Below are 10,937 nucleotides of genomic sequence, written 5' to 3' on the forward strand. Positions count from 1 at the left end.
CCCCGGCCTCCCTCTCGTTGAACTACGCGTCGTGCATTTCTTGCAGATTCCCGCTTTCACCATTGGAGAACAACGGGTTTCGACGAGAAGCTATATAGAACCCGATGGTGACAGCGAAATAGATGCTGACCGCAATCCAGACCGACATCCCCAGAATGTCCGGTCGCGTGTTGGCGATCCCGGCGACCAGAATCCACACGATGATCACCGCGCCGAGGGCGATCGCGGGCAGTAACAACCAAGGAAGGCGTCGTTCGCGGAGGACTAGCCGGGCGCCGGCCAGGCTGACCAGTAGATACGGCACCACCCAGAAGTAGGTGACCAGCGTGGTGACAACCACGTTCACTGTCAATGCCGATTCGTCGCTCCAGGCGAGGAAGGCCGACGGAAGCGCAGCCGCGACAACGGCCAAGGCGCCGATCGCGCGCGCAGGAGTCCGAAAACGGGGATGGACGGCGGCAAGACCACGGGGCAGAAGCCCCTCGTTGGCAATGGTCATCGCCACGCGTGGTGCATAGTTGAAGAAGCCCACGATCGCGACGAAGAGACCCAGGGCGACAACGAGGTCGGCGACTTCCGCGAGAAAGTCGAACCCTGCCGCCCGTGCGAGTGCGGCGGGAGGAGACGCGTTGACGAGCGCCTCTGCGGGCAGTGCGTTCAGCGCCGCATACTGAACGACGGTGGCCAGCGCGAAGATCGTGCCGAGACCGAGCGGTACTGCCATGACGACCCGCGGAATGGTCTTTCGCGGTGAGCGTGTCTCGGCGGCGAGCGCGGCGCTGCTCTCGAACATGACAAGGAAGGCGGCAGCTGTCGCGACGCCCTGTGTGACTCCCCCGAAGCTGGAGCCGCTGAGGGAGAGTTGCGATGTGAGGTCGATTCCGGTGTTCCTGATCGCCCCCACCAATACGACGACGGCGACCGGAACCGAGATCAGTGCAAGGCTCACACTCACGCGAACCGACGCATCCAGTCCCCGGATGGCGAACACCGCCGCGATGGCCGCGCTGATGACATATGTGGCGATGTACACGCCGTCGCCGGCGTCACCGACAACTCCTTCAGACACGAGGAAGCTGACCAGATAGGTTCCGGTCCCCGCGAGAAGTCCCGCGACCGCGAAGACGTATCCGACGACGACTCCAGAGGCCGTGACGATCCGCGCCCAGGGTTTGAAGCTCTCGCCTATGTACGAATACAGCGATCCGGTACCCACGGAGCGGCGGGCGAACAGCACAATCGAGATTCCGACGAGGCTGGTGCCCAGGACTGCGAGCAGTACGGAGAGCCAGGACCCGGACCCGGCCACCATCCAGGTGAACGCGGGGACGGTGACGATCCCGACTCCGGGGCCGAATGTCGCGACAGCCAATCCGCCGGCCTGCAGTCCGGACAGATGCCCTTGGTCGAGGTGCCGCTCCGGCATGTCGGACGAAACAGTGGCCGGCGGAACGCCAGAGCGCGACTTGATCTGCGTTTCAGGGTTTTCCATGTGTCATCCTCGGTGGGGTAGTTGCACTGCCGTGCTCGTGACGTGCGGGAGACGGGACTGTGGTCGCAGTGGATCCGCAGCTTCGCCCGGCGGGAGGCCCGGCGTCCCCCGAATAGATCTCGTACCGAATCGATTACACGACGGTGGCGTCACCGGGGTCCGCGGCGGCGATGCCCGCCCGATCCCACAGTTGCCTCCACGGTTGGGGGTCCTCGGGTGTGGTGATGCCCTGGATTGCGTTGAAGACCCGCTCCGGAGTCGCCGGGAGTTCGTGAAGTGTGGCACCGAACGCGGACAGTGCGTCGTTGACCGCGTTGAGTACGGCGGCGGGAGCGGCGATCAACCCCGATTCTCCCATTCCCTTGATGCCCGCGGCCGAGATCGCGGACGGCGTTTCGAGGTGCTGGATTTCGAAGGGTGGCGAGACATCCATCGTCGGTACCTGATAGTCGAGGAACGATGTCGTGGTGAGGTTACCGGCGTTGTCGTACACCAACTGTTCCAGAAGACTCAGGCCGATGCCCTGGACTACGCCGCCTCGGATCTGCCCTTCGACGATCATGGGATTGATCATGACTCCGCAATCTTCGACGGAGTACACCCGTTCGACATTGACGATGCCGGTTTCGGGGTCGAGTTCGACGATCATCGCGTGTCCGCCGTTGGAGAACATGGGACGAGAGGTATCCCAGGCGCGGGTCGCTTCGAGGCGCGTGTCGAACCCATCCGGCCACGCGTTGGAGTCGTAGTGGGCAGCCATCGCCACGTCGGCGATCTCCATCTTGGCTTCTGGATCGCTCTTGCTCGTGACTTGACCATCGGACAACTCGATGTCTTCTCTTGCAACGCCCAGCATGTGCGCCGCGACGCTGATCAGCTGTTCTCTGACCTCGGCGGCGGCCCTGTTCACGCAGCCGCCGGCGATGACCGCGCCGCGGCTCCCGACAGTGCCACTGCCGTAGGCACCTTTCGTGGAGGTGCCGGCATCGACGGTGATCGCCTCGAACGGAACTCCCAGGACATCCGATGCGATCTGCGCGATGGTCGTTTCCTGGCCCTGCCCTTGAGAATTGATGCCGGTCGTCACCAGTACCGAGCCGGTTGGGTCCATCTTGACGGTGGCTGTGTCGTGATAGGTCTCGTTCATGCCGTGTGCCTGAATCATCCCGGTGCTCTCGCCGCTGCTCTCGACGAACACACTGATTCCGAGACCCAGGTACACCCCCCTCTCGCGCGCCTCCGCCTGCCGCTCGAGGAACGCCGGATAGTCGACCATCTCCTCGAGCTTGTCGATGCAGCGCGCCCAGGACCCTTCCTCGTAGGCGATCCCTTGCGGGTTGACCCAGGGGAAGTCGCGAACGACATTCCGACGGCGAATCTCGAACGGCGACAGTCCCAGTGTGCGTGCGGCCGCATCGATCAAACATTCGCGCGCGAGTGTTCCCGCCATGTACCCGACGCCGCGGTAGGCCCCCACCGGGCACTTGTTCGTCACCGCCCCTTCGTAGACGTACTCGGCGGCGGGAATGTCGTACACGCCTGTCGGTGTGACGGCTGCCGTGCACCAGGATTCGACCGCCATCGTCTGTGGCGGTGCATGGTAGGCGCCGCCGTCGACCAGCGCGTGGGTTCGCACCGCAGAGATGCGACCGTTCGCATCGAGTGCGTAGGAGATCGTGACGTACTGCTCGTGAGCGTGCGCGCCCGCGAGAAGGTTCTCGCGGCGATCCTCGACCCACTTCACCGGGGTACCGAGTTCTCGGGACACGAGGGGCATGATGAGTTCTTCAGGGTAGATATGCGCTTTCTGTCCGAACCCGCCGCCCGTGTCGGGTGAGAGAACCTCGCACCGGGCCTCCGAGAAACCGAGATAGAGCCCGAGGCACAGCTTCACGTAGTGCGGCATCTGGGTCGAGGTCCACAGCTTCAACTTCTGCGTCGACCAGTCGAACGAGGCCAGACAGCCGCGCGTCTCCATGGGTGACGCCGAGACCCGGCCAGGGTGGAACAGAGCCGACACGACGTGCTCGGCGGTGTCGAACGCCGTGTCGACGTCACCGAAGGTTGCCCTACCGCGGAGGCCGACGTTGTCCGGGCGCTGCCCGTTCGCGACGGATCCTCCCTGGATGGACACGCGGGGGTCAAGGACGACCTCGAGATCGTCGAAGTCGATGGATACCAGATCACAGGCGTCTTCTGCTATCGCCCGCGAGTCTGCGATCACGACAGCGATCGGCTCGCCGACGTAGCGGACCACATCGCGCGCCATCAGGGGCATCGTGATCAGTTCACAGCCTTCGGCTGTGAACTGAGCCTCGATCCCGGAACAGAATTCTTCGACGTCGTGGCCGGTCCACACGAGATGCACACCCGGCACCGCCACCGCTTCGCTCAGATCGATAGCGGCGATACGCGCGTGCGCTGCCGGGGACCGGACAAATGCGGCGTGAAGCTGGCCGGGAAGCGAGATGTCCGCCAGATAGTGGCCCCGGCCGGTCACGAGCCGAACGTCCTCACTGCGCAGTACTCGCTGCCCGATCAGTTTCCGGGTGATCGGCGGCGACTCGTGGTGCTGAAACTTCATGACTCTTCCTTGGGCGTGGTGCCGGCGACATCGAGAACGGCCTGCACGATCGTCTGATAGCCGGTGCAGCGGCAGATGTTTCCCGACAAAGCATCGACGACCTCGTCCTCTGACGGATTCGGATTCTCCGCCAGCAGAGCGGTCGCTGACATCAGGAAGCCGGCGGTACAGAAACCACACTGAAGCCCGTGGTGTTTGCGGAACGACTGTTGCAGCTCGTTCAGACGGATACCGGTGGCGAGTCCCTCGACGGTTCGCACCTCGCGCCCGTCGCCTTGCCCTGCGAGCATCAGGCAGGCCCGCGCCGGTTTGTCGTCCACCAGGATCGTGCACGCGCCACACACTCCGTGCTCGCAGCCGAGTTTCGTTCCCGTCAAACCGAGTTCGTCACGAAGATAGTCCGCGAGTGTCTCACGGGCCTTCGCCTTCCCCTCGGTTGATCGGCCGTTCACCGTCATGGAGACGGTGACCACGTCACTCGGTTGTTCGTTCGAAATCATCGGCGAGCTCCTGCCTCGATGAGAGCGCGTGTTACCAGTGTTTGAACGAGGTGTCCTCGGTAGTTGCTCGAGCCGTGGATGTCGGAGATGAAGCTCAACGACTCCCGCGCAGCTTCTCCCGCACGGCGCGCAGTGTGCTCGTCCAGGACATTCCCGACCACCGAGTCTTCGGCAGCCGGCACCCGCTGCACTGTTCCGGCGGCCGCGCCCACCGTGACGCGGGCCGCGGCGCACTTTCCGTCTGGACCGGTTTCCGTCGACACACCCACCAGCGCCAAACCATAGTCGCCGGCTCGGCGCGCGATCTCTTGGAAACTCCAGCCCTCGGTTTTCTTCGGGATCCACACGTCGGTGACGACCTCGTCGGGTGCGATCGACGTCATGTACGGGCCCACTAAGAGGTCATCGGACTCGATGGTGCGCCGACCACGAACGCTCTCGACCTCGACCATCGCGTCGAGCGTCAGGACCGTCAAGGGCCACTCCGCAGCCCCGTCGCCGTGGGCGATCGATCCGCCCAGCGTCCCGCGTGAGCGGATCTGCGCGTGCGCGATGTGCGCACCCGCCTCCGCTACGAACGGCAGATGCTCACGGACGATCGGAGACGTGATGACCTGTTGGTGGGTGGTCATCGCCCGGATGTGCACGTACGAGCCGGCCTCGTCCACGCCCACCAGGTCCGGTACGTGCGCTAGATCGATCAGGGTCGATGGCGAGGAAAGCCTGATCGCCAGCAACGGCATCAGGCTCTGTCCCCCCGCCAAGACCTTCGCATCTTCGTCGGCAGCCAGCAGATCGCACGCCTGCGCAAGCGAACGCGGGGCCACATACTGTAACGGGGGAAGCTTCACTGCGCTCATCTCCTCCTTCAATCGTCCTCCCCCAGTACTGTGCCGAAACGTCGCCCTCCCGACTTGTGACGAGGACTGACAATCGCAACCGATTCTTTGTCAGGTGAGGTAGGTCGACCTGGCATCGACGCACGTCCGCGGGCGGCGGTGCGTACATTCAGCCGGGCAGCCTGTCTTCCCTGGTACTTTTCACGAGCAATCTCAGCTCGGCGCCGACGGTGCAGGCGCGGGAGACGTCGACCACGCCGTCACGGCGGAGTTCGGCGATCATTCCTGAAAATCGGTGGATGGCGTCCGCAGTGCGGTCCTGCCACGTACGTATCTGGTCCTGGCCCCCAGTATCAAGATCGAGTATCTCCCCGACCAGCGCATGATGCCGCTCGGCCAGATCGTCGCGCACGGTCGCTGCGGCCATCGCATCCCACCAGTTCATGGTGACGTGGTCTTCGAAGCGGCTGGTCAACCACTTCAGTTCCAGCATGGTGTCGACGCGGGTGTGAGCGGCCGCGGCGGTCTCGACCGGGCAACCACGCCGCCGGGCGGTCTCGATCAGGGCGAAGGCCTCGGCGAGGAACCGAAGTCGCTCCGTGGTCTCCGCGATCGTGGTCGGGCGGGGACGACCGGCGACCAACTCGCGGACGCCGGGACGGTACCGAGCGATCTCCTCGATGACGTCGAGTGGGGCCGGCCGGTGCCGCAGAATCCAGGATGCGGTGTGCTCGATGAAGTGCTGGAGGGTGTGCAGAAGGTTCCAACGCTCGACTGGGGTGATGTCGGTGCGCCGTTCGGCGTCCGTCCACAGCTCGTCGATGTCGAAGACGGCCCGGACAACGGCGTAGGCCTGCGCGACCGCCGGTGTCTTGACGCCGAGACGTTCCTCGAGTTGATAGATCAGGCCGGGGCCGACATGGTTGATCAGGTCGTCGGCGATCTTCGTTGCCACGATCTCCCGTGCCAGGCGGTGGTGCCGGATCTCCTCGTGGAGGTGGTTGCGGATTCGCGACGGGAAGTACGAGGTCAAGGCGGAGGCGAAGACCGGTTCGTCGGGAACAGCGGATTCGAGCAGGTCCTGTTGCACGACGTTCTTCGACTGGGCGAGTAGGACCGCGATCTCGGGGCAGGTGAGGCCGAGACCGGCCTGCGTCCGCGATACCAATTCCTTCTTGGTCGGCAGCACCTCGGTAGTCCGGTTGATGCCGTTGTTGTGTTCGAGGTTGTCGATGAGTCGTTCGTGACGGTTCAGCAATCTCGAAGCCTGGGAGGCGGCGAGGCTGATTGCGAGCGTTTGGCTTTCGCTGTTGCGGAGCACCGCGTCGGCGACGTCGGGGCGGGAGGCGGCCAAGAGGGTGTTGCGTTCGTCCTGGTCGATTCGCCCGCTGTGCACGGCGACGTCGAGTGCGATCTTGAGATTGACCTCGAGGTCTGATGTGGCGACGCCGGCGGCGTTGTCGATGAAGTCCGCATTGATTCGGCCGCCGCCGAGCGCGTATTCGATGCGGGCCCGTTGGGTGAGTCCGAGGTTTCCGCCCTCTCCGATCACCGAGGCACGCAGCTGGGCGGCACCCACTCGCACCGAATCGTTGGCCGGATCGGCCGCGTCGGCGTGAGTTTCCGTCGATGCTTTGACATACGTGCCAATTCCGCCGTTCCACAGCAGGTCGACGGGGGCGGTCAGGATTGCCTTGATCAGCTCGTTCGGCGAAATCAGGTTCTGCTGCAGACCGAGCAGTTCCTGGGCCTGTGGTGAGAGTGAGATCGATTTGGCTGTGCGCGGCCAGATTCCGGCACCGGCGGACAGGGCGCTGCGATTGTAGTGATCCCACGTGGATCCCGGAAGCGCGAACAGGCGTGTGCGTTCGGCGAACGAGATGACCGGATCAGGGTCGGGGTCGAGGAAGATGTGCCGATGGTCGAACGCTGCGACCAGCTTGAGTGACTCCGACAACAGCATTCCGTTCCCGAACACGTCACCGGACATGTCGCCGATACCGACGACAGAGATGGGATCGGCGTCGACGTCCACGCCGATCTCGTCGAAGTGCCGGCGCACCGAGACCCACGCGCCGCGGGCGGTGATACCCATCGCCTTGTGGTCGTACCCACTCGAGCCGCCGGAGGCGAACGCGTCACCGAGCCAGTACCCGGCGTCGAGGGCTATGTTGTTGGCCAGATCCGAGAACGACGCCGTCCCTTTGTCGGCGGCCACCACCAGGTAGGTGTCCGGGCCGTCGTAGGTGACAGTGCGTTCCGGGGCAACGGTCCGACCGTCGACGATGTTGTCGGTGACATCCAGCAGACCCTGGATGAACGTCGAATACGATTCTGCAGGAGTGATATCCGGGTTCTTGCGGACGAAGGCACCCTTCGCTCCGACTGGGATGATCGGGGAGTTCTTGACCGTCTGGGTCTTCATCAGGCCCAGGACCTCGGTGCGGTAGTCTTCGGGGCGGTCGGAGAACCGCAGTCCTCCGCGTGCGACCGCGCCACTGCGCAGGTGGATGCCCTCGACGTCGTTGGCGTAGACGTAGATCTCCCGATAGGGGACAACCGGTCCGGTGAGCGCGAGTTTGCTCGAGTCGAGCTTGAACGAGGCGTAGGGCTTCGGTGTGCCGGTGGCGTCGGGTTGGTACCAGTTCGTCCGTAGGCATGCGGTGACGAAAGACTCCAGCGACCGCATGATTCGGTCTTCGTCCAACGTCGTTGCCGCATCCAGGTGTTCGTGCACGGTAGTAATAGCGTCGGCGACTACCGAATTACGTTCGCCGAGTTCAGGATCGAACCGCACCTCGAAGTAGCGAACGAGCGATTCGGCGAACTCGGCGTGCCGCAGGAGGGTGTCGATGACATAGCTCTCGGACAGCCCGAGGCCGGCCTGGCGGACGAAACGGCTCGCGGCACGGACGAGAACGATATCCCGCCAGGACAGCCCGGCCGTGACGATCAGCTTCGCGTAGTCATCGATCTCGAACCCGTATAGTGTATGTGCTTCGAATGCGTCCGACACCAGGCTCAGCGATCGGCCGCGCCACGCCTGCGGCGTCTGAAAAGTGAACTTGTGCAGGGTCTCGTGGCCGGACAGATCTTCGGGAAGCGGTAACGTCTCCCGATCAGCGACACGCAATCCGAAGTGCTCGAACACCATGGCGACGTCGGCCAGCAGCGGGCTCGTCCCCGGCCAGAGGATTATCGCCTCGACACGGTCGCTCCTCGTTCCGGACAGAAAGTTCATGCGCGGGACGTCCACGCCGTGTGCGTTGGCGAGGACGAGCCGAATCACGGCGTCGTGCAGGTCCGTAGCCAACGGTGATGACATGTGGTCTGTCGGCGCGGCGGCCTTGCCCATCACAGCTTCCTCCCGAGTGGTCCTTGTCAACAAGTGTGTGCGGAACCGCGAAGAAACGAGTTAGACGAACCGGCCATAGATTTGTCATCTCTTGTACCTCAGTGCCATATATGTGGCGATCCGAAGCTCATACAGTCCTCGGTGACCCGACTGGAGGACACGACATGACTGCTGTGCACACACCCGTCGGCGGACCGCAGCTCGAGCAGGTACGCCGCATCGTCACCGAGGTACCCGGACCCCGCTCCCAGGAACTCGCCGCCCGCCGATCCGCCGCCCTGCCGGCGGGGTTGACCAGCGGTGCCGGGATCTACACCGCGGCCGCCGGTGGCGGAGTCCTCGTCGACGTCGACGGCAACTCGTTCATCGATTTCGGCAGCGGTATCGCCGTGACCACCGTCGGTAACGCCGCCCCGCGGGTGGTCGAGCGGGCGTCCCGCCAGCTCGCGAAGTACACCCACACCTGTTTCCTCGCCACCCCGTACGAGCCGTACATCGCGGTCGCCGAGGCGCTCAACCGACTCACCCCCGGCGATCACGACAAGCGCACCGCGCTGTTCAACACCGGCAGCGAGGCGGTGGAGAACGCCGTCAAATACGCACGGGCCGCCACCGGCCGGCCCGCGGTGGTCACCTTCGATCACGCCTTCCACGGGCGCACCCTGATGACCATGACGATGACGGCGAAGAACCAGCCCTACAAGAGCACCTTCGGCCCCTTCGCCCCCGAGGTGTACCGCGCCCCGATGGCCTACCCCTACCGGTGGCCGAGCGGCGCCGAGAACGCGGCCGACGAGGCGTTCACCCAGTTCGAGATCCTCGTCGATTCCCAGATCGGCGCCGACGCGGTGGCCTGCGTCGTGGTCGAACCGATCCAGGGTGAGGGCGGATTCATCGTCCCGGCCGAGGGATTCCTGCGGCGCATCGCCGACTTCTGCCGCGACCGCGGCATCGTATTCGTCGCCGACGAGGTGCAGGCCGGCATCGCGCGCACCGGGACGTGGTTCGCCTCCGAGCACGAGGGCGTCGTGCCCGACCTGATCGTGACCGCGAAAGGACTGGCCGGCGGGATGCCGCTCGCCGCGGTCACCGGTCGCGCCGACATCATGGACACCGCGCACGCCGGCGGGATCGGCGGCACCTACAGCGGCAACCCCGCCGCCTGCGAGGCGGCGCTCGGGGTGTTCGAGACCATCGAGAAAGACGGCCTGCTCGAGCGGGCACAGACCATCGGCGACATCATGTTCCGCGAACTGCGCGACATCGCCGCTCAGACCGACATCATCGGAGACATCCGCGGGCGCGGCGCCATGGTAGCGATCGAACTCGTCCAGCCCGGCACCAAGACCCCCAACCGCGAGGCCGTCGCCGCGATCAACCGCTACTGCCTCACCCACGGCCTGCTCACCCTCACCGCGGGCACCCTCGGCAACGTCCTGCGCTTCCTGCCCCCGCTGTCGATCTCGGACGAACTCCTGGTGGAAGGCTTCTCGGTCCTCCGCGAAGCATTCGCCGCTCTGTAGCACCCCGCACCCGAAGAAGGACGACCCCCTCATGAGCACACCCGCGCACCTGCACCACCTCGTTGACGGACTATGGCTCGCCGGCGCCGGCGATACCGTCGTCAGCACCAGCCCGGCCGAGCCGGACGTCGTCGTCGCCCAGGGGCGTCTGGCCGACACCGCGGCACTCGACGGGGCCATCGCGGCAGCCCAACGGGTCAAGCGAGAGTGGGCGCGCACCCCCGCGCACGAGCGTGGCGCGATCCTCGTCCGTGCCGCGGGAATCGTGGAGAACGCAGCCCAAGACTGGGGCACCGAACTCGCCCGCGAAGAAGGCAAAACCAAGACCGAAGGCATCGGCGAGGTACTGCGAGCGGCCCAGATCCTGCGCTACTACGGCAACGACGCCGACCGCGACGCAGGCGAGGTGTTCTCCTCGCCACGACGAGGTGAACGCATCCTGGTCACCCGCAAACCCATTGGCGTGGTGGGTGTGATCACCCCCTTCAACTTCCCGATCGCCATCCCGGCGTGGAAGATCGCCCCGGCCCTGACCTACGGCAACACCGTGGTCTGGAAACCGGCCAGCACCGTGCCGCTGCTGGCGATGCGCCTGGCTCAAGCCCTCACCGACGCGGGCCTGCCTCACGGTGTGCTGAACCTGG

Annotated in this window: 7 protein-coding genes; 2 read left to right on the plus strand and 5 right to left on the minus strand. The window is 64.9% G+C overall.

Annotated elements, in window-relative coordinates:
* Positions 1-22: 22 nt before the first annotated feature.
* From ACFTZB_RS17880 to ACFTZB_RS17900, 5 genes are all read right to left on the minus strand, one after another.
* A complete protein-coding gene (locus tag ACFTZB_RS17880; RefSeq protein ID WP_378433302.1) occupies positions 23-1,492 on the minus strand; it encodes an APC family permease in 1,470 nt (489 codons plus the stop codon).
* Positions 1,493-1,625: 133 nt separating this feature from the next.
* Positions 1,626-4,076, minus strand: coding sequence for a xanthine dehydrogenase family protein molybdopterin-binding subunit (locus tag ACFTZB_RS17885; RefSeq protein ID WP_378433303.1), 2,451 nt, complete (start codon positions 4,074-4,076; stop codon positions 1,626-1,628).
* Entirely contained in the window at positions 4,073-4,576 is a 504-nt protein-coding gene (locus tag ACFTZB_RS17890; RefSeq protein WP_378433304.1) for a (2Fe-2S)-binding protein, read from the minus strand. The genes ACFTZB_RS17885 and ACFTZB_RS17890 overlap by 4 nt, the downstream gene beginning before the upstream one ends.
* Entirely contained in the window at positions 4,573-5,436 is an 864-nt protein-coding gene (locus ACFTZB_RS17895; RefSeq protein ID WP_378433305.1) for an FAD binding domain-containing protein, read from the minus strand. Before ACFTZB_RS17895 ends, ACFTZB_RS17890 begins: the two co-directional genes overlap by 4 nt.
* Before the next feature lie 148 nt (positions 5,437-5,584).
* Positions 5,585-8,770, minus strand: a complete 3,186-nt coding sequence (locus tag ACFTZB_RS17900) for an NAD-glutamate dehydrogenase domain-containing protein (protein ID WP_378433306.1) — start codon at positions 8,768-8,770, stop codon at positions 5,585-5,587.
* 164 nt (positions 8,771-8,934) lie between these two features.
* On the opposite strand from ACFTZB_RS17900, the gene gabT reads away from it, so the two are divergent.
* Positions 8,935-10,293, plus strand: a complete 1,359-nt coding sequence (gene gabT / locus ACFTZB_RS17905) for a 4-aminobutyrate--2-oxoglutarate transaminase (protein ID WP_378433307.1) — start codon at positions 8,935-8,937, stop codon at positions 10,291-10,293.
* 31 nt (positions 10,294-10,324) lie between these two features.
* On the plus strand, positions 10,325-10,937 hold a 613-nt coding region (locus ACFTZB_RS17910; RefSeq protein WP_378433308.1), incomplete at its 3' end, for an aldehyde dehydrogenase family protein.

It is taken from the genome of Rhodococcus sp. NPDC057014 (assembly GCF_042673295.1).
Lineage (GTDB): Bacteria > Actinomycetota > Actinomycetes > Mycobacteriales > Mycobacteriaceae > Rhodococcus_F.